Raw genomic sequence first — 17896 nt, 5'->3', positions numbered from 1 at the left:
CCTTGCGGTGACATGGGGCTGATGGGCTTGGGGGCGAACGGGTGTCGCCGCCTCTTTTCCCACCACCGTTCTCCATGGGCGAGCGGTCCACGACGTCACGACGCCACCGGTGACGTAGGGGATCGGCGGCTGCAAAAGCTCGTGCGGCTTCGAGTGCGTTTTCGCCCGTGAATATCAGCAACCCACTGAAGGGTCCGTCACCAACGGCTCCACCTAGCAGAAGATCGCCGCGTTCGACTGCTTCCCACGCCGCCATGAGGTGGACTGAGCGGTACTTTTCGCGGGTCTGAAGGTAGTTGTCGACGTAGAGGTATGCGAGCACTGCGTGCCCGTGGGTTCGCTCGTTGCTAGAAGTAGCGTACCCACGGGGATTCAACCCGTGACCGCGGCCACTTCAACCTGAACCCCCGCATCCCTAAACTTCCGCACCTGCCCCGCGTCCGGGCCGTCGTCCGTTACAAGGTCCAGGGCAAAGCCAAGCGCGCCCACGCATGGAAAGGCCGGAGGCCGAGCTTGGACGAATCCGCCACCACGTAGACCTCGCGGCCCCGCCGCGCCATGAACTCCTTGAGACGGTTTGGGCGTGGTTAGCCTCGCAGATGCCGTCCTCGGCGGTGACGGCGTCGGCGCCCAGGAACACCCGGTCAAAGCTCATCCGCTCCAGCGCCGCCTCGGCCAGCGGGCCCACGAAGCTCTGGCTCAGGCTCCGCAGCCGGCCGCCCAGGCAGTCCACATCGATGCCCTCCGAATCGGCCAGCTCCTGCATGGTGTTGATACCCGGCGTCGTCACGGACAGCTTCTCGAAGCCGCGCAGCTCATGCGCCAGGGCACCCACGGTGGAGCCGGCGTCGAGCAGGATGCTCTCCCCGGGCTGGATCACGGACGCCGCCCAGCGGGCGATCGCATGCTTCTGCTCAAACGCCTCACCCGTGCGCTGCCGCAGCGACGCCTCCGGGTGGTGCGCACCCAGGGCCATGGCACCGCCGTAGGTGCGGGCCAGCCGGCCATGCCTTTCGGGTTTCGGCAGGCTCAACCACCGCTCTTGTCAGGCACGGTTTCGACAAGCTCAACCATCGACAGCTCTAGCCGGAATACCCAAAGCAGAACGTTCTCGCCGGGCACATACCAGTCACGGGCCGGAACCCTTTGGATGCCCAGGGATTCATAGAGACCATGGGCCCGTTCCATAAAGGTCGCACTCGTGATGCTGATCGCGCTGATAGCCGGCAATGACTGCGCGTGTTCAATAATCCGGCGGACAACAGTGCGGCCAACCCCGCTGCCCTGTACCGCCAGATCGACCGCGAGCATCCGGAACTCGAGCTCATTTTCAATCGCGATCTCGCTGTATGGCTGTCCCGCGAAGGTTAGCGTCACTGCCGCGACCACCGCGCCGGACGTTTCGGCCACCCACACCTCAGCATGCTCCGCCCGGTGTTCCACGTTGGCCAGCACGCTCATGTACGGGTGGTCGGCAGTGAAATGCCCGGCATGGAGATACGCCTCGCGGGTTATTCTCCGGACCTCCGAATAGTCGGCGGGCGTTGCCGGCCTGAAAACCAGATTCACCGCGCAGCAACCCTGGCTTCAGCCACCCGGGCAACGTACTCTTCCAGCGGTGCCAGTGCCGGCTGCGATGACGGATCACTCACCGCATCGGCCCCCACAGCGTTGGCCACGGCCAACGCCGCGGAATAGTCTAGCCCAGCCCCGAGTGCCAGAACCAGCGCGGCGCAGAACGCATCACCCGCGCCGATCGTATTGGCCACAGCCACGGAAGCGGCCGGTGCCTCAGCCACCTTCCGTCCGTGCTCGAACATCGCCGAACCGTCCTTCCCGTACGTCACTGCGACAAGCTTCGCCTCCGCCAGCGCCGGAATCAGCTCGTACTCGGTCTCGTTCACGATCACCAGGTCGCAGCGCTCCAGCAGCTCCGCCGGCAGGTCCATCGCCGGGGCGGCGTTCAGCACGAAGAACCCGGTGGAGCGCCGGGCGGCCTCCAGCACCACGGGCAGTCCGACCTCGAGCTGGCACAGCACCGTCTCGTCCGGCGCAAACGAAACGCCATCCAGCGAAAACGCAGAGTTGGCGCCCGGGCACACCACGATCTGGTTTTCGCCCTCGCGGTCTACCACGATCAGCGCCGTGCCGGTCGCGTCGCCGTCGAGCACTGCCACATCGGCGGTGTCCACGCCGGCAGCGGCCAAGGCATCAAGCATCAGGCGGCCCTGGGCGTCGTCGCCCACAGCGCCGATCATCCTCGCGCTCCCGCCCAGGCGTGCGGCGGCCACTGCCTGGTTGGCCCCCTTGCCGCCGGGCTGCTGCTGCAGGATACCGCCGCCGACGGTTTCCCCGGCGGTGGGGAGCCGGTCCGTGGTGGCGATGATGTCCAGGTTAATGCTGCCAACGACGGTGACGGCAGGAAGTCGAGTGCTCATGAGGAAGTCCTATCAGGTCGAGCCAGGGGCGGCTGAATCAGGAAATAGTGTACGCCATGGTTGTACTTGTGCGTCATACGTGGTTGTATAACAACTCACATCCCAACAGCAGGACCAGCCTGCAGAACAAAGGAGTTTGATGTGAACACCCCAGCCACCGCAACCGCCCCGCCGCCAGCCGTCGTCGGTGCCGAAACAAACGCAGGCCAGCCGCAATTCGCTGGGCGCCGCGCCGCCCTCCTCATCTCCACCCTGCTGCTCGGCGTGCTGTCCTTCCAGCTCAACGCCAGCATGGTCACGCCTGCGCTGCCGCAGATCGCGGCCTCCTTCGGCCAGAGCGCCGACAGCGCCGCACCCGTGCAGTCCATGTTCTTCCTCGCCGGCGCCATCGCCGGCCCGGTGATCGGACGGTGGAGCGACTTTATCGGCCGCCGCGCGGCCCTGCTCCTGGTCCTGGCCATCATGGGCGCCGGCACCATCCTCTGCATCGCCGCCCCCACTTTGCCTCTGCTCATTGCCGGCAGGTTCCTCCAGGGCGTGTCCAGCGCCGTCTTCGCCCTCGCCTACATCGTCCTCAGCGAGAACCTGCAGGCCCGCCTCTTCGGCACCTCCGTCGGCATCATCGCCGCCATCAACGGGGGAGTGGGCGGCGTCGACGGCTACGTCGGCGGCCTCATGGCCGAAACACTGGGCTTCCGGTCCATCTTCGTCGTCGTCCTGGTCCTGACCGCCATCGCCGCCGCCTGCATCCTCAAAACCGTCCCGGCCGGACGCCCCCAGGGAGTGCGCGGCGCGATGGACTGGTGGGGAGCCGGATCCCTGTCCCTGTTCCTGGTCTTCATCACCTACTTCGTCTCCGGCGGCTCGGCCGCCGGCTGGACCGCGCCCAGCACCCTGGCCCTGCTGGCCGGCACCGTCGCGTCCTTCGCCGCCTTCTGGATGATCGAGAAGAAGCGCAGCCACCCGCTCATCGCCGTCCACCACCTGCGCTCCCGCCAGGTCTGGCCGGTAATCGCCACCACCGTCCTGACCCTCGCCGGCATCTTCGCCATCATCAACTTCACTGTGGTGCTGCTCAGCCAGGACACCAAGAATGGCTTCGGACTCAGCGCCTCCCTGTCCGCGCTGCTGTTCCTGACCCCCGCCGCACTGATCGGCGTCTTCGCCGCGCCCCTCGCCGGCTGGCTCGCCGACCGCCGCGGCTGGATCAAAACCCTCCGCGCCGGCACCGGGCTCAGCCTCGCCTGCGCCATCATCGCCGCGACGTTCGCCGACAACCAGGTGGCCGTGCTGATCGCCGTCGCCGCCCTCGGCATCTTCTACAACGGCTTCTTCCTCACCGCCATCAACGGACTCTCCGTCCTGCTCTCGCCCAAGGAGGCCCCCGCTGCCCTGCCTGGCATCAACGGCGCCTCCTTCGGCATCGGCGCGAGCCTCGGCGTCGTGCTCGTTGCGCCGTTCGCCGCCCAGGCCACCTCCGCCGGTTATGCCACCGCCCTCTGGATCTCGGTGGCCATCACCGCCGCCGCGTTCATCGTCAGCCTCTTCGTCGCCGCCCCCAAGGGCGAATCCCTCTAGCCCCACGCCAACCCCAGCACCAACGAAACGAGAACCACCGCCATGACCACGTCCATCAGCCACCCGTTCTACCTCGACTGCGACACCGGCATCGACGACGCCCTCGCCCTGGCCTACCTGCTCGCCTCCCCGCAGGCGGACGTGCGGGGGATCGGCACCGTCAGCGGCAACGTCAGTGCCGCCGTCGGCGCCCGGAACACCCTGGACCTGCTCCAGCTCGCCGGGCACGCGCACATCCCCGTCGCCCTCGGAGCCCACGACCCGCAGACCGGCACGTTCCACGGCGGCGCCCCGCATGTCCACGGCGCCAACGGCATCGGCGAGGTCTCCCTTTCGACGGCGGCGGCTGAACTCGCGTCCGAGACCGCGGCGGAGATGTTGGTGCGGCTTGCCCACGAGCAGCCCGGCACGCTGCGGGTCCTGGCCATCGGCCCGCTCACCAACATCGCCGAGGCCCTGCGGCTGGAACCGGAGCTGCCCCGGCTGGTGGAGGAGATCACCATCATGGGCGGTGCGGCGCTGGCCCCCGGCAACATCACGGCGGTGGCGGAGGCGAACATCGCCAACGACCCCGAGGCCGCCGCGGATGTCTTCGCCGCCGGCTGGAACGTCACCCTGGTGCCGCTGGACGTGACCATGTCCAACGTGCTGGAGGAAAGCCACCGGCAGGAGCTGCTGGCCGCCGGCCACCCGGTTCCGCAGGCGCTGGGGGAGATGCTCGGCTACTACTTCCGGTTCTACGAGGGCATCTTCGGCCGGGCCTGCTCGGCCATGCACGACCCCCTCGCTGCGGCTCTCGCGGTGGGCGGCGTCAAGGCCGCCGTCGCCCCGGTGGTGCATGTCGCCGTCGACACCACCGACGGTCCCGGCCGCGGCCAGACCGTCTGCGACCTCCGCGGACTCTACTTGGACTACCCGGAGCAGGCCGGCGCCCGCTGCCGGGTGGTGCTGGCGCTCGACGGCGACTTCGCGCCACACCTGGTGGAGGTGCTGCTGTCGCTCACTGAGAGTACGACGCCGGCCCTCGCCTCCGCGGCCACGTCACCGGCCGTGTAATTGGGCGACAGCTCTATCTAGCTGGTGCAGATTGAAGCAAGATGCTCTTTATGAAAAAGATCGTTATAGCCAGCGTCGCCGCGGTAGCCATGGGGTTCGGCGGAATCACCCTGGCAGCCCCGGGCAACGCCGTGGCGCCGGGCAACGCGGCGACCCAGTCATCACATGTTGCGGGACAGATCATGGTCAAATTCCGCGACAAGGGTGCGGCGGCTGGCGCCCTGCGCCAGCACGGCCTCAGGGAGGGCCCCGGTATCGGCAGCACTGGCGCTCAACTCATCAAGGTGCCCGCCGGTAAAGAACTGCAGCTCATCGAAGCCTTGAGCCGGAACCCGGTAGTTGAGTACGCCGAGCCGGACGAGCAGGTTACTGCCGCCACCAATGACCAGTACTTCCCGCAACAGTACGCCCTGCAGAACACTGGTCAGTCTCTCACCAGCGCCAACGGCACGCCGGTGGCGGCCGACGGCACAGCGGACGCCGATGTCGATGCCGTCGAAGCGTGGACCGCCGCGACCGTGAAAGGCACACCAGTCGCCATTCTCGATTCAGGGGTGGCTAATGTCCACGACGACATCGCACCGCAGGTTGTTGGATTCGCCAACTTCGTGAGTGCGGACACCAAAGAAGATCCCAAAGCAGACCCTGAGGACAAGTACGGCCACGGCACCCACGTCGCCGGCATCGTTGCCGCCAAAGCCAACAACACGATAGGTGTTGCCGGTGTCTGCCCGGACTGCACCATCCTGGATGTCAAGGTGCTCAATGACAGCGGGTCCGGCTCCAGCTCGGCCATTGCAAACGGCATCAGCTGGGCCGCCGCCAACGGTGCCAAAGTGATCAACATGAGCCTCGGACAGCGTGTCTCGTCACGCACGCTGGAAACTGCCGTCAACAACGCATGGAACCGAGGCGTGGTGATAGTAGCCGCGGCCGGCAATGCCGGTACGCAGGCCAAGATCTACCCTGGCGCGTATCCCAACGTTATTGCCGTGGCTGCAACGGACAACAGGGATGTCAAAGCGTCGTTCTCGACCTATGGTAAATGGGTGGATCTCGCGGCGCCGGGTGTTAATGTCTACTCGACCTTCCCGAACCACCCCTTCGTCCTGGGGACGCAGAATGGCCGGTCCACGGGTTATGACATTGGCAGCGGCACCTCAATGGCCTCACCGATTGTGGCCGGCGTTGCCGCGCTTGTCTGGAGCACATCTGCCGACATCGATAACGATGCAGTCCGCGACAAGGTCGAACTCACCGCTGACAATATTGATGGAACGGGCACCCTCTGGGAGCACGGCCGCGTGAATGCCTGCAAGGCCGTCGATGGTGATTGCCCCTTGCACTAGCGCATGACCGGCCCGCGCCAGCATGAAAGGCCGGGGCCCGGACCGGTTATGCGGGGGAGGGCCGCCTAAGCTCGGACGGAGCCCATGGAATACCCTGCCTTCACAGTGAACTTCCCGGTGATCCTTGTGTCTGTCATGGTCACCGTTCTTGTCGGCGTTATTGCTCTTGTCCTCAACAGCCTGAAGAAGCGCCGGACTGCCTTGATCCTGAGCAGTGCAACGGTGCTGCTGATTGCCGCCTTCGTGGTTGCCAGCGGGTTTCTGGAGGCGGCTAGAACCAATGAGATGCTACGTGAAGCAGACGACCTTGCAGTTCCTGAGGGCTTCAAGCTCGGGAATGTGCAGGGAAGGTCAGGGCGGATCGTTCAAGCCACGGCATTCCTTCCCTGCGGGGCGGTGACTGCACCCTGCCCGTCCCTGCACCGGCAGTGGTCGGGGCCTGAAGGCCAGGGCATGACGCGGGCAGACGTGGAACGGATTATCCGTGACAGCGGGTGGCAGGGAAAGCTGGTCATCAACGAGGAAAACTGCGAGCTGCAGTACACGAACAGCAGTTGGATCACCTGTGAAGCGCGCGGGAAGCTCAAGGACTTTGATGCTCAGATGAGGCTGTCTCAGATTAGGGGAGACGCATGGTGGCTGTCGTTCATGCTGGACCCGGAAAGATAGAAACTTCCCTTTAGCGGGCCCCGCATATTAGTTCGGCCTACGACTGCAGCGAGTGCATCAGCAAGATGTGCCCGGCGCGTGCCGCAACCAGGCATTTTGGTCAAGTAGAAGGGCCGGTTCGCATGTCTGACGTACTGCGTCAGCACGATGCGGACGGCGCCCACCAGGCTGCCTCGGACCACCTGCAGGGCACGGCTCCTAGCCTCGCCGGAGAATTCCTCGGCAGCAACATCCGATGTTCCCTGACCTGCTTCACTGCCATTCGGCCATTGCACTTTTGTGCAGGCGCGTTTGGCCGTTTTTCCTGGCTGTCGCCCTAGAAAATGGTTACTGACCAGTAGCTTTGGCTCGGGACAGGAGCGTCACTGCAGCGCAGACAGGCTTCGCCAGGCAGCCGAATTCCGCGCACATCCGTGCAAAACCATGGCCGCACCGGACTCCGCGCTGCCTACATTTGAGTACCCGGGCAAACCCTGGTTGGCACGCCGAACCAGTTTCTACTTTCTGCCCCGGTTCCGTTGACACACGAACAAAGAGGTTTTCATGTCGCTGCTCACCAGAGCCCTGTCCGTTGCCGCCGTTGCTGCGCTTACGATTTCCTTGGCCGCAGCTCCGGCCCAAGCCGGAGTCGTTGAGATTTCCCCGCCGGGAGCCAATGACTGGTCCTGCAAACCGACTGCCGAGCACCCGTATCCGGTCATTCTGGTGCCTGGAACTTTCGAGAGCATGGAGAAGAACTGGTCCACCCTGTCGCCCTACCTCAAGAGCGCCGGGTACTGCGTTTTCGCCCTCAACTACGGCGAGACGAACGGCGTGTATGCCACCGCGCCGGTGGCCGAATCGGCGCAGGAACTCGCACCGTTCGTGGAGTCAGTGCTTGCCGCCACCGGCGCCAAGAAAGTGAATCTGGTAGGCCACAGCCAAGGCGGCATGATGCCCCGGTACTACATTGGCTTTCTCGGCGGCGCCAAATACGTCCATCAGCTCATTGGGGTCGCACCCTCCAACCACGGCACCGAAGGTGTGATCGTCCCGCCGCCGGGCTTTGTCCCGGATCCGGACTACACCGGCCTGGGCTGTGCCGCCTGCGCCGACCAGCAGGCAGGGTCGGCGTTCATGGAGAAGCTCAACTCCATCGGGGATACTGTTGCAGGTCCCTCCTACACGGTCATCTCCACGGTCCACGACGAAGTGGTCATCCCCTACAACAGCCAGTTCCTCAACGGTCCGGCGCGGCAGGTCACTAACATCACCATCCAGGACAAGTGCCCCGCCGACGTCTTCGAACATGACCAGACGCCAAACGACCCCGTGGTGCACCAGTTCGTGGCCCACGCGCTGGGTAAGGTGTCCGGTCCGGCTGACCCGGCCTACCAGCCCAAGTGCCTTTAGCAGTGGATAACGGCAGAGCGCCCGGACGAGTGGGGGCTGGGCACATGGCCGCGTGAACGCTTGCAAGGCCGTCGCGGGTAACGGCCCGTGGCCTCCACCGCATGAACGGCCTTCGCCCGCTTGAACGGCCGGGGACCGGACCGGTTATGCGGGGAAGGGCCGCCTCAGCTCAGCCGGACTTATTCGCCTCAGGACTGGAGCGACTGCATCACGGACAGGTGCCCGGCGCGTGCCGCGACCAGGCACTTGGCCAGGTAGAAGGGCCGGTTTCCGTGCCTGACGTACTGCGTCAGCACGAGGACCGGATCCGGGGCGCGCAGGTCGAGCAGCTTGGCACGGCTGGGGCCCACCTGGCTCAGGCCGATCTGGCATTCGCCCGGCCCCAGAACCCGGCCGATGCGGGAGTTGAGGGCGGCGAGCAGCGTGGTGCCGCCGTCGTCGTCGATCTCCAGCGGTGCGGGGGCGGCTTTGCCGACACGGAGCGGCCCCGCGGAGATGTTTTCCTGCAGGTGGGCGATGGCTTCGCCGTCGCGGATCAGGACCGATTCCCATAGCCAGCAGTCGGCGCCGGGCTCGACGCCGACGCCGGGGGCAACAAACTCGGAGGCGGGCTGCCGTTCCCGCTGGATGCGTTTGATTTCAAGGTGCTGTCCGGGGCCGCCGAGGACTTCCTCGAAGGGGCGGATCCGTTCGATGCCGATGCGAGGGAGGGTGTCGGAGACGAACCGGCCGACGCCGCGGCGGGCCCGGATGAGGCCGTCCTCCTCGAGCAGCATCAGGGCTTCGCGGACCACGGTGCGGCTGACCTTCATGTCCGCGCCGAGGTCGGTCTCGGTGGGGAGCATGGAGCCGGGGGTGAGCAGGTTGTTGCGGATGGCCTCGGCGATCCGGGAGTAGACGGCAACCCGGAGCGGCGAGCCGGTCTGGGCCTCCACCGGCTGGGACAGGAACCTGGCGGCGTCCTCGTGCACGTTTGCCTCGCTTAGATCTGTGGTTGATCCAGCCTAACAAGTGCTACGCGTTTGTTGGACAAGGTGGAAGCCTTACCTCAGAGTGCCCAGGAGAGCATCCGAAATCAGTGCTGCGCGCCGAGGACCGAAGTCGCGATCAGCATGTCCAGGCGCCGCACATCGACCTTCTTCCCCACCTTGATCTTGATGTGCCCCGCACGGGTCCACATCTCCAGCTCAGCGTCGAGATCAAATTTTCCGGCGTTCTCCGAGGACCACATGTTGATGGCGGAGTAGGGCAGCGAGTACACCTCCACCTTCTTACCCGTCAGGCCCTGGGCATCCCGGACGATCATCCGCTTGGTCGTGAAAACGGCGCTGTCCCGGAATGTCTTGTACGCGGCCACGGGCTGCTCGCCCGGGAGCATAAGCTCCGCAACGTCATTGGGGATCGGACATTCATCGACGAACATCCACGTGGTTACTGCTGCTGCCTCCAAGGCTGCTCCTTTGATTGGTTCGGGCCAGCCCTCAGTGTCTCAGGCGGTCGACATCTCTCCGCGTTTCCGCGCCTTGGCGTGTCTCGCGCCGATAAGACCTTCGCTGATCTTGCCGGAAACTTTGGCCGATCTTGCCTGAACGGGGTGAACATCGATTCATACCTGGAAGGAGTGAACACCATGGCTGACAACCAAGAATTGCTGGACTGGGTTTCCCCGCGCAAACAGCGGGAAATCGACAACCAGGCGGCATTCCTGCGCTATCTGCTGGAGCGTGAAGAGGCGCAAGGGGGTGGGAAATCATGAACGATTACGTTCCCCGTCCTCGGGAGCGGTATGACGCGCATTGGGTCATCAAACGCGACCTAGCGAACATCATCGCCAAATACACCGCCTGGGGCGACCTTGAAACCGCCGCTGTCTACAAGGAAGCACTTGCCCGCTACAACGGCGGCTGAATCTTCCAACCAACCCGGCTCTAGACGTGGCGATCTGAGCGGCGATCCGCGCGGACAACGCCTAGGTGTTACATGTAACATAGACACATGAGCGTACGGGATCGTGTTGCCAGGCACCGGGCTGCCATGCGCGAGCGAGGGTTCCGGCAGATTCAAATGTGGGTGCCAGACATACGCACGGAGAAGTTTAAGCATGAGGCGCGGCGGCAGGCGCTTGCGGTTGCTGCTTCGGACCGGTCCGGCGACGACCAAGATTTCATCGAACAGATTTCGGAAGACTGGCCGGAGTGAATCGCGGTGAGCTGTGGACCGTATCCGGCGGAACATATGCGCAAAAGCGCAGACCGGCACTCATCATTCAGGATGACCTGTTTGAAGCGTCGGAGTCAGTCACCCTCCTGCCGATAACGTCCCACCTCACGGACGCCCCGCTGCTGAGGTTGACGGTTGAGCCGGGACAGCTCACCGGCTTGGAGACCGTAAGCCAGATCATGGTGGACAAACTCACAACAGTCCGTCGCGCTAACCTGGGGCGGCGGATGGGTCGAATAGATTCCAAGACGATGGTTGCCGTTGAACAGTCGCTTGCCGTCTTTCTTGGGCTGGGGCGCTGACAGGTTGAGTCACCGGGTTTCGACGGACTCAACCACCGGGTTTCGACAGGCTCAACCACCGCAGCGCCCAGTCCCAGCGGATCAGCTCCTGCTCGAGACGGACCGACCTGCCGTAGGTGTCGCTGCCCAGTGCTTCGTAGAGCGCAGACTCTTCCGCCGCCAGTCTGGTCAGCACCGCCCGCGACGGCGACGGCTCGGTTCCCCACGCGTCCCGATGCGCGAGCAGCGTTTCCTCGTCCATCAGCACACTCTCCACATGCGGGTGCACCGCGCGGAGCTGGTCCAAGATCCGGAAGCCGTGAGTGTCGATGTCGCCCCAGTAGAGGACCTCGCACTCGCGCAGCCATGCCGCATCCTGGAGGGATGAAAAACCGTAGCCGGCTCCGTAGAGTGCCAGGGTTCCGGAACGCTCCGGCAGCGCGAGGAAATTTACCAGGTTCTCCGTCGCAATGACCGTGCGAACCGGCACTCGCAGAGTGCTGAATGCCTCGGCGGTGACCGTGATGTCACGGGCACCGCCGAGCGCAGGAATATCGGGGTCCAGAATACGGAACCGGACGAGCTCTGGCGGATGCAGGAAACCGTGCCGGCGGGCGAAGCGTGCGGCCGGCGTACGTCCGGCACCGTCGTCCAGGGCAACTTCCGGCCCGGCTGCTTCCACGGGAGGCTCCACGGGAGCTTCGGCGTCGGCCTCCACTTCGTCACTATCGGCGCCGGGCGCAACGGCGGCCAACAGCTGATCTATCACCTGCCGGCGCCGCTCAATGAACTTTGTGTGCACTCCGGGCAGTCCCAGTTGCCGGACGTAGATTCCCGGGCCCGGATTGTCCCGAAGCCACAGCGCCACCCGCGCCGAGGTCAGGGCATCTGAACCCAGTTCGAGCAGCTTCAGCGGCCGCCGCGCCGCCCAGCCCGGCAGCAGCGGATCCAGCACATCAAGCTCCGCCGCCAGCTCCCGGAACCGCGCCGCCTCCTGGGACTTGCCGACAAACCCGATCTCGTCGTCCACGGTCGGGAATACCGCCGCGGCCGGAATCCGGTTGGAGCCCACGGTGCGGCGCCCCACCTCCACTGTTTCCAGCGTGTAGGGACCGGCCCCTTCGAACAGCTCAGCAGCCCACCGCTGGGCCGCAGCGTAATCGCTTAGCAGTTCCGCCGCCGTCGGGCGCTTCAAAGCACGACGGCGTGGATAGGCGCCCGTGGGTTCCAGCACGTCCTGCAGCAACGCACCGCTGTTCCACGCCTTTAGCGACAGCGCCCGCAGCCCCGCCATCGTGGTCCACGTCTTGGGTGCGTCAGCGCGGAGGTCCTTTCCCAAACCTCGCAGGCTCTGTTCGGGGCCCTCGGGACGCCGCTTAGGCACGCCGGTCCCGTTCGTCGCGGTACTCCTGGATGGTCATGTTGCGCAGTTGCGAGTCGTCGCCGTTGGTGTTCGCCACGAACCCCACGTGCGAGACGAACGGCTCAATCACGTGAATCTTCTGCAGCGGCGTGACGATCAGCAGCTGCAGTTTCATCCGCTGGAACAGCTGCAGCCCGTACCGCGCGGACTCGTCCGATCCGCGGCCGAACGCCTCGTCGATCACCACGAACCGGAAACTCCGGCCGCTGTTCGCCTTCTTAGCCGCGTTCTTGCCGGACGCCAGCCCGAACTGGAATGCCAGCGCCGCCGCCAGGATCGTGTACGCCAGCTTCTCCTTCTGGCCGCCGGACTTGCCGCCCGAGTCCGTGAAGTGCTCGAACTCCTCGCCGGTCTCGGTCCACTTTTCGGACGCCGAGAACGTGAACCAGTTCCGGACGTCCGTGACCTTGGCCGTCCAGCGCTCATCCAGCGACGTCAGACCTTCCCGTCCGCGGAAGCGCTCGATCAGGCGCTCCACCTGCAGGTACTTCTGTTCCGAGTACTGGTCGTCGTCGCCGATGGTCCCCTCCGAGCACGCCCGCAGATCCACGCCGAACTCACGCACATCCTGGTCCGAGGTGTTCTGGTGCTCCAGCTGGATGTGCCGGCCCGGGTTGTATTCAATCCCGGCCATCGACTGGTTGATCTCGCCGATCCGGTTCACGATGTCCTGCCGCCGGCTGTCCAGGAACGCGTTGAACGCTACCACCTCGTGAATGGTGTTCTGGTTCAGCGACTCCTTGAAATGGTCCTCGAAGCGGGGAAGGTCGTTGCCGACCAGCTGCTCCAGCAGCCGGTTGTAGTCCGCCGCGGCCTCGAGCGCGGCGTCGATGTCCGTGGTCTCGTTCGGGTACTTGTTGCGGAAATCAGCCATCAGCCGGACGGTGCTTTCGGCCGCACGGGCGATCCGCTTCGACAGCGCATCGATGGTGTCCGTCAGCCCGGAACGGACCGTGCTCTCCGCCGTGCCGGTGTTCTTGTACGTCAGCGTCTTGTCCCCGAGCGCCGCTTTGGTGAGATGTTCGACGGCGGCCAGCACCCCGCCGTCGTCCGTCAGGGGAGTCTCCGCGAGAATGCCGCGGCATTCCTCAATCGCCTCGGCGATGTCCCTCGCGTCCTTCTCGTTGGCGCCCAGCCGCTCGCGCAGCTTGCCGGCCCGTTCCTCCAGCCGCTCCAGCTCCGCTGCCACCGCGGACTCCTTGGCGGTCAGCTGCTTCAACACGTCGCTGGCGGTCTCCAGATCGAGCTTTTCTGCCTTGAGCTCCTCGATCCGCCGGGCCGTGAGCTGCCAGCTGATCTCGCTGAAGTCGGCCACCGAGCGGACGGTGCCGAGCTGCTGGTTCCGCCGGCCCAGATCACCCAGGGACACGTCGACCTTCGTCAGCTGGGCCTGCGTGACGGCGAGCTGGCCTTTGACCTCGTCCTGCTCGGCGAGGAAACGGCTGATCTTGTCGTGGTTGTCCCAGCCGAGCACATAGTTGCGCCGGTCCGTCAGCTCCCGCCGGTCGTTCTTTTCGTGCCTGCCTCGGCCGCCCTTGAGCTGTCCGTTGACCGTCAGCGCCTTGGGATAGCGGCGAAAGTCTGCGAGCGTGTCGCAGCAGACATGGTCGAACCGGGTGGCGAGCTCATCCAGCAGGAAGTTGCGGAACGGCGTGTTCGGCTTGATGGCGATCTTCGCGGCCAGCGTGCCCTGCTCTGCCGCCCTGGCCGCGGGGGATTCCCCGATCCTCAGGTAAACCAGCCGGCCTTTCAGGTTGTTGGCATCCACCCAGCTGCTCACGGCGGCGTAGTGCTTGGCCGGCACCAGCAGGGACAGCGCGAAGCCGTGCAGCGTGCGCTCCGCCGCGCCCTCCCATGCGCCCTCGCCGTCCCGCACGCGGAGCAGTTCGCCGGCGTACGGCAGCGCCGCTTCCGCGATGCCGGTTCCGTCGCACAGCCGACGGCGGAGCTCCAGCTGGGGGAGTGGCAGCAGGTTGGGCCGGGACTGCAGGCTGCGCAGTTCGACGCCGATCTCGGTCAGCCGCGCCGTCTGCTCGGTGCGGGCGATGGTCAGCCCGGTGCGGCTCTCCTGCAGTTCATCGGACTGGGCGCCGAGGTCCGCTTCGACCTCGCCGAGACGGGCGCGGTTGGAGTCGAAGAGCACCCGGTCCTCCGGAGGCCGGAGCCCCAAGTCCTTTGCGGCGGCAGCGTAGGTTTCGAAGCGCTGCCGCTGGGTCCGGGACTGGTCAGCAAGCCGCGCGACCTCCGCATCGATCGCAGCCAGCCGGCCGCCGCCGTTGGTGCGGATGTCCTCCTGAACGGCGGACAGCTCGTGCCGCTTTTCCGTGATGTCGGTGCGCAGCTTGGTGCTGTCATCCCGAAGCCGCTCTCCGGTTCTTTCCAGCTCCGATTGGTGTTCCAGGCTCAGCTGCAGCTTCCGGTCCGTGAACCAGGGATGCAGCTGGTCCCGCTGCTGGCGGGCCAGTTCGTCATCGCGGCTCAGCTGCGCGTGCTGGGCGGCGCCCTCCCTGATCGGCGTCAGCAGGGCGATTTGGTCCTTGGCCCGCAGCACGGCGTCGTGGGCTTTCTTCAGGTCGTCGAAGTGGTGGATCAGGTTGCCAATGCGCTCGCCAACGTTGTCTTCCTCCAGCATGTTGGTGCGCACGAAGGAGGTGATGTTTTCCACCTGCTTCATCGACACAGTCCGGTGGAACAGCTCCATGGCCTGGTTGCCGCTGATGCCGAACTGCCGCTTGAAAGCGGCAGCGTAGGGCTCAAAAGTGTCGTGCACGGCAGCGCCGGCCGCGCGGAGCTTCTTTTTCAGCTTGGCCGGGTCCTGGCCGAAGTTCGAGAAGTCGCCGGCGATCGTCTGGTCGGTCTCGGCGAGTGAGTAAAAAGCGGCTGGGCTGGCCCGCTTCCTGCGTGGCCCAGAGCGTGATGGCCAGGGTGACGGACTTCTCCAGAACCGCGTTGTGGAACACGGCGAGCACAACGGTCAGGGCCCCGGTGCTGCGCAGTGCCACGGGCTTGGAGTACTCGCCGCCGGTGCTGCGCGTGCTCTTGTGGAAGCCGCGCACGTACGACATCAGCGAGCGTTCCTTCTTCTGCGCCCCGGCGGCCTTGTTGTACTCGATCCGGTTCGCGGGCAGCAGCAGCGTGGTGATGGCGTCCACGACCGTCGACTTCCCGGACCCTATGTCACCGGTGAGGAGGCTGTTGGCGCCGTCCAGCCGGAACGTCCGCACGCCCTGGTGGAAGGTGCCCCAGTTGAGCAGCTCTAGACGGTGCAGCCGGAAGCCTGGGGGAGTGCCGCCGTCGTCTGTCTTTTCCTCCAGGCTGAACAGGGTGTCCTGTAGTTCAGTGGTCACTTGCTGTCCTCCTCCGCCGCTTTGGTGAGCCCGGCCCCGGCGAGCGACGCGCGGTAGTCCGCCAGCCGCGCGTCGAACTCCTCGAGCCACTGGGCGTCCACGAACGCCTTGAGGATGCGGGCCACCTCGTAGGTGCCGGGCTGGCCGCGAAGGTTGCGCAGGAAGCCGAGTTCCACCACTTTCTTGATGTCGGTGGCGAGCCGGTCCATGATCCGGGCTTCGTTGCTGGATTCGGGCAGGAAGACGGCCACCATGTCCGCGATGTCCTGCTCTGTCATGATGAGCCGGAGCTCGCTGCTGTTGGTGTCGAACTCCAGCATCCGGCCGCGCAGCAGAGCCAGCAGCAGGCTGACGTTGAAGGTCAGCTGCCGCCGCGGGATCAGCCGGGGGAGCGTGCCGTCCGCGTCCTCGCGCGACTTCAGGAACGCGTAGCCCTCGGACTCGTCGAGGATCAGGTCCAGCCCCAGCACGGAAACGTAGTCGCGGACCTGAGAGGTCAGGCCCAGCAGCGACTGCCAGAGTTTCTCGTCTCCTTCGGCGTAGAGCACGCCCTTGAAGAGCCGGGTGACGACGCCGGGAAGCTCCTCGGGCGTCCGTGCTTCCGTTTCCGCTTCGCTGGGGAAATTCGCTGCCGGATTCATGCGGGCCTTCCGAAGATGATCTGCTCGAGTGTTGCTTCGCGGATGCTGCCGTCCTCCAGTTGCCAGGCTATTTGTTGCTCAGCGTCCGGGTTGATGCTGGCCCAGTCCGATTCCGTGGCGAGCTGGTAGTAGGCCACGATCTCGGCCAGCCCCTGCGACACGGGGTAGGCGGCGGTGACCTCAGCGAGAGTGGCCTGCTCCGCCTCGGCGAGGACGGCGTCGATATTGGCTTTGAGGCGTTCCTTGTCCACGTGGAACTGGCTGAACAGGGCACCGGCGTCCACGTCCGCGTCGTTGGCGGTTTCGATATGGTCCTCGACCATGACCCGCCGACTCGGCTCATACAGGGGTCGTTCGAACGGCAGGGTGATGTCAACGGACGGTGCCGCGATGTCGATGAAATCCCCCGACGGCGGCTGCTCCCGGGTAGCCAGCGCGCCGGACTCGACGCTGCGGATGAGCTGCATGATGCGCTTGTTCTCCAGGAACACCTTGTCATCGAGCAGCCGGCGCATCTGCTGGGACAGCTGGCGCACAGTGCCCTGGGTCTGCTCGACGGCAGGCAGCCAGTCCTGGTGCAGGTTGGTGATGGCGTGCAGGTTGTCCATCGAGGCGAGCGCTTCGATCTGCGTGGCGCGCTGCAGGAGGTCCCGCAGTTCCGTTCGCAGCTGCGGGGACATGAGGTAGTCCCAGAATCCCTGGAATGTCCGGCCCTGCAGGGAGCTGCTGATGTCCTGCTGGTTGGCGAGGATCGATTCGAGGAGCTCGCCCTGGGTGCCGTCCCAGGTGGCGATCTGCTCGCGGACCTGGCGGTCCAGCTTGCGGAAGTTCTGCTCAACCTCGCGGAAGTCCGAGAGGAGATCCTTGGCCAGGGTGGTCAGCTGCTGGAAGTGGTCCAGGGCTTCCGGTGCCGTCATGACCCGGATGTTGCCGTCCCGGATGCGCTGCATCTCGGCGTCGATCCCATCGCGCTGCCGCTGCAGTTCCGCAAGCCGCACCTCAGGGTCCGTTTCCGACTGCTGGACCAGCCGCTCGAGGACGGCGAAAATGCTGGTGAGCCGCGACTGGGTGGCAACGAAGTCCCGGCCGCGCAGGCTCTCCACCCAACGCACCACGTCCTCTGCCGCCGCGGTGAGATCGTAGCGGGGTTCGTCCTGGCCCTGGATGTAGTACTTCCGCAGCCAGGCCCTTTCCGGGGCGGCCCAGTCGTCCAGGTACTCCGACGCCTGCCGGGGGAATTTGTCCTCGCCGTAGGCATCCCGCAGGCCGAACAGCACGTCGTCCAAGCTGTCGATGAGCTGCTGCCGGCCGAGGTTGCGCTGGTTGGGCCCGGTGAAGGCCGCCATGAAAAACGAGACTGCGAGCGGGGCGTTCTGGGCGCGCAGCAGGGACCAGCCTGCATGGTTCTCACGCAGGGCGTTGATTGCGTAGTAGTCCATCGTGTCCTTCGTGCGGCGGCTCACACTCTGTCAGTCCACTCTAAAGGGCACCGCGGACAAACT

At 65.4% G+C, this 17896-nt stretch carries 18 protein-coding genes and 2 pseudogenes; 9 read left to right on the top strand and 11 right to left on the bottom strand.

What is annotated here, in order from left to right; all coding sequences use genetic code 11:
* Nucleotides 1–30: 30 nt before the first annotated feature.
* The 4 genes and pseudogenes from JYA52_RS22500 to JYA52_RS12550 all read right to left on the bottom strand — a co-directional run.
* Nucleotides 31–376, bottom strand: a pseudogene (locus JYA52_RS22500) (YciI-like protein); the annotation flags it as partial.
* A pseudogene (locus tag JYA52_RS12560) lies at nt 373–1006 on the bottom strand (DeoR/GlpR family DNA-binding transcription regulator); the annotation flags it as partial. The pseudogenes JYA52_RS22500 and JYA52_RS12560, both read right to left, overlap by 4 nt.
* Before the next feature lie 23 nt (nt 1007–1029).
* Nucleotides 1030–1569, bottom strand: a complete 540-nt coding sequence (locus JYA52_RS12555; protein ID WP_205653523.1) for a GNAT family N-acetyltransferase — start codon at nt 1567–1569, stop codon at nt 1030–1032.
* The gene (locus JYA52_RS12550) at nt 1566–2438 is read right to left on the bottom strand and encodes a ribokinase (RefSeq protein ID WP_205653522.1); all 873 of its coding nucleotides are present in this window, start codon (nt 2436–2438) and stop codon (nt 1566–1568) included. The genes JYA52_RS12555 and JYA52_RS12550 overlap by 4 nt, the downstream gene beginning before the upstream one ends.
* A 141-nt stretch (nt 2439–2579) precedes the next feature.
* Between JYA52_RS12550 and JYA52_RS12545 the strand changes: the two genes are divergently transcribed.
* The 5 genes from JYA52_RS12545 to JYA52_RS12525 all read left to right on the top strand — a co-directional run bounded on the left by JYA52_RS12545 (nt 2580) and on the right by JYA52_RS12525 (nt 8482).
* Nucleotides 2580–4016: an MFS transporter gene (locus JYA52_RS12545; RefSeq protein ID WP_205653521.1), complete on the top strand. Its 1437-nt coding sequence runs from the start codon at nt 2580–2582 to the stop codon at nt 4014–4016.
* 42 nt (nt 4017–4058) lie between these two features.
* Nucleotides 4059–5072, top strand: a complete 1014-nt coding sequence (locus JYA52_RS12540) for a nucleoside hydrolase (RefSeq protein ID WP_205653520.1) — start codon at nt 4059–4061, stop codon at nt 5070–5072.
* Between the two features lie 50 nt (nt 5073–5122).
* Entirely contained in the window at nt 5123–6421 is a 1299-nt protein-coding gene (locus tag JYA52_RS12535) for a S8 family serine peptidase (RefSeq protein WP_205653519.1), read from the top strand.
* A gap of 84 nt (nt 6422–6505) precedes the next feature.
* A complete protein-coding gene (locus tag JYA52_RS12530; RefSeq protein WP_205653518.1) occupies nt 6506–7090 on the top strand; it encodes a hypothetical protein in 585 nt (194 codons plus the stop codon).
* Between the two features lie 543 nt (nt 7091–7633).
* Nucleotides 7634–8482 (top strand): esterase/lipase family protein, encoded by an 849-nt coding sequence (locus JYA52_RS12525; protein WP_205653517.1) that lies wholly within the window; start codon nt 7634–7636, stop codon nt 8480–8482.
* Between the two features lie 188 nt (nt 8483–8670).
* Here the strand turns inward: JYA52_RS12525 and JYA52_RS12520 are convergent, their stop codons facing one another.
* Nucleotides 8671–9453 (bottom strand): GntR family transcriptional regulator, encoded by a 783-nt coding sequence (locus JYA52_RS12520; RefSeq protein WP_205653516.1) that lies wholly within the window; start codon nt 9451–9453, stop codon nt 8671–8673.
* A 104-nt stretch (nt 9454–9557) separates the two neighbouring features.
* Complete coding sequence (locus JYA52_RS12515; protein WP_276208574.1) at nt 9558–9932, bottom strand: PH domain-containing protein; 375 nt, start codon at nt 9930–9932, stop codon at nt 9558–9560.
* 180 nt (nt 9933–10112) lie between these two features.
* Between JYA52_RS12515 and JYA52_RS22820 the strand changes: the two genes are divergently transcribed.
* The 4 genes from JYA52_RS22820 (at nt 10113) to JYA52_RS12500 (ending at nt 11004) form a co-directional block, all read left to right on the top strand.
* Entirely contained in the window at nt 10113–10238 is a 126-nt protein-coding gene (locus JYA52_RS22820; RefSeq protein ID WP_276208573.1) for a hypothetical protein, read from the top strand.
* Entirely contained in the window at nt 10235–10390 is a 156-nt protein-coding gene (locus JYA52_RS12510; protein WP_205653515.1) for a hypothetical protein, read from the top strand. Before JYA52_RS22820 ends, JYA52_RS12510 begins: the two co-directional genes overlap by 4 nt.
* Nucleotides 10391–10477: 87 nt before the next feature.
* Complete coding sequence (locus JYA52_RS12505) at nt 10478–10681, top strand: antitoxin MazE family protein (RefSeq protein ID WP_205653514.1); 204 nt, start codon at nt 10478–10480, stop codon at nt 10679–10681.
* The gene (locus tag JYA52_RS12500; protein ID WP_205653513.1) at nt 10678–11004 is read left to right on the top strand and encodes a type II toxin-antitoxin system PemK/MazF family toxin; all 327 of its coding nucleotides are present in this window, start codon (nt 10678–10680) and stop codon (nt 11002–11004) included. Before JYA52_RS12505 ends, JYA52_RS12500 begins: the two co-directional genes overlap by 4 nt.
* Nucleotides 11005–11032: 28 nt before the next feature.
* Here JYA52_RS12500 and JYA52_RS12495 read toward each other — a convergent pair whose 3' ends face one another.
* The 5 genes from JYA52_RS12495 to JYA52_RS12475 are packed head-to-tail and all read right to left on the bottom strand — an operon-like array spanning nt 11033 to nt 17857.
* Nucleotides 11033–12322: a Wadjet anti-phage system protein JetD domain-containing protein gene (locus tag JYA52_RS12495; protein ID WP_205653512.1), complete on the bottom strand. Its 1290-nt coding sequence runs from the start codon at nt 12320–12322 to the stop codon at nt 11033–11035.
* Between the two features lie 37 nt (nt 12323–12359).
* Nucleotides 12360–15176: an ATP-binding protein gene (locus tag JYA52_RS22950; protein ID WP_205653511.1), complete on the bottom strand. Its 2817-nt coding sequence runs from the start codon at nt 15174–15176 to the stop codon at nt 12360–12362.
* The gene (locus JYA52_RS12485; protein WP_205653510.1) at nt 15160–15753 is read right to left on the bottom strand and encodes an ATP-binding protein; all 594 of its coding nucleotides are present in this window, start codon (nt 15751–15753) and stop codon (nt 15160–15162) included. The genes JYA52_RS22950 and JYA52_RS12485 overlap by 17 nt, the downstream gene beginning before the upstream one ends.
* Nucleotides 15750–16394, bottom strand: coding sequence for a DUF4194 domain-containing protein (locus tag JYA52_RS12480; RefSeq protein WP_205653509.1), 645 nt, complete (start codon nt 16392–16394; stop codon nt 15750–15752). The genes JYA52_RS12485 and JYA52_RS12480 overlap by 4 nt, the downstream gene beginning before the upstream one ends.
* On the bottom strand, nt 16391–17857 hold the full coding sequence (locus JYA52_RS12475) for a DUF3375 domain-containing protein (protein WP_205653508.1): 1467 nt from the start codon (nt 17855–17857) through the stop codon (nt 16391–16393). Before JYA52_RS12475 ends, JYA52_RS12480 begins: the two co-directional genes overlap by 4 nt.
* Between the last annotated feature and the right edge of the window lie 39 nt (nt 17858–17896).

Source organism: Arthrobacter pascens, assembly GCF_017052465.1.
Lineage (GTDB): Bacteria > Actinomycetota > Actinomycetes > Actinomycetales > Micrococcaceae > Arthrobacter > Arthrobacter pascens.
Note: the sequence above shows the minus strand (reverse complement) of the source record. Positions and strands in the feature narration are given on the sequence as shown.

Coding starts and splice junctions, on each gene's coding strand:
- JYA52_RS12550 (WP_205653522.1), bottom strand. CDS start 2,438: ATGAGCACTCGACTTCCTGCCGTCACCGTCGTTGGCAGCATTAACCTG.
- JYA52_RS12540 (WP_205653520.1), top strand. CDS start 4,059: ATGACCACGTCCATCAGCCACCCGTTCTACCTCGACTGCGACACCGGC.
- JYA52_RS12535 (WP_205653519.1), top strand. CDS start 5,123: ATGAAAAAGATCGTTATAGCCAGCGTCGCCGCGGTAGCCATGGGGTTC.
- JYA52_RS12530 (WP_205653518.1), top strand. CDS start 6,506: ATGGAATACCCTGCCTTCACAGTGAACTTCCCGGTGATCCTTGTGTCT.
- JYA52_RS12525 (WP_205653517.1), top strand. CDS start 7,634: ATGTCGCTGCTCACCAGAGCCCTGTCCGTTGCCGCCGTTGCTGCGCTT.
- JYA52_RS22820 (WP_276208573.1), top strand. CDS start 10,113: ATGGCTGACAACCAAGAATTGCTGGACTGGGTTTCCCCGCGCAAACAG.
- JYA52_RS12510 (WP_205653515.1), top strand. CDS start 10,235: ATGAACGATTACGTTCCCCGTCCTCGGGAGCGGTATGACGCGCATTGG.
- JYA52_RS12505 (WP_205653514.1), top strand. CDS start 10,478: ATGAGCGTACGGGATCGTGTTGCCAGGCACCGGGCTGCCATGCGCGAG.
- JYA52_RS12480 (WP_205653509.1), bottom strand. CDS start 16,394: ATGAATCCGGCAGCGAATTTCCCCAGCGAAGCGGAAACGGAAGCACGG.